At 53.1% G+C, this 322-nt stretch carries 3 tRNA genes; all 3 read left to right on the plus strand.

The annotated features are described in order from the left end of the window. Positions 1-73: 73 nt before the first annotated feature. The 3 genes from LJD32_RS15165 (at position 74) to LJD32_RS15175 (ending at position 313) form a co-directional block, all read left to right on the plus strand. Positions 74-150, plus strand: a tRNA-Met gene (locus tag LJD32_RS15165). A 4-nt stretch (positions 151-154) separates the two neighbouring features. Further along, a tRNA-Asp gene (locus tag LJD32_RS15170) sits at positions 155-231 on the plus strand. A gap of 6 nt (positions 232-237) precedes the next feature. Continuing rightward, positions 238-313: transfer RNA gene (locus tag LJD32_RS15175), tRNA-Phe, on the plus strand. Positions 314-322 lie beyond the last annotated feature (9 nt).

Consider the following 322-nt stretch of genomic DNA (forward strand, 5'->3'; position numbering starts at 1 on the left):
ACCAGCAGAGGATTAACGTCCTGCGGGGGTTCGAATCCCTCAATCTCCGCCATTTATTAAAAAAACTTAATATCGCGGGATGGAGCAGTCTGGTAGCTCGTCGGGCTCATAACCCGAAGGTCGTTGGTTCAAATCCTTCTCCCGCAACCAAAATGGTCTGGTAGTTCAGCTGGTTAGAATGCCGCCCTGTCACGGCGGAGGTCGCGGGTTCGAGTCCCGTCCAGACCGCCAAATGATGGTTCCGTAGCTCAGTCGGTAGAGCAGAGGACTGAAAATCCTCGTGTCGGTGGTTCGATTCCGCCCGGAACCACCATTTTTTTAT

This window comes from Faecalibacillus sp. TM498 (genome assembly GCF_020589955.1).
Classification (GTDB): Bacteria; Bacillota_I; Bacilli_A; order Erysipelotrichales; family Coprobacillaceae; genus Faecalibacillus; species Faecalibacillus intestinalis.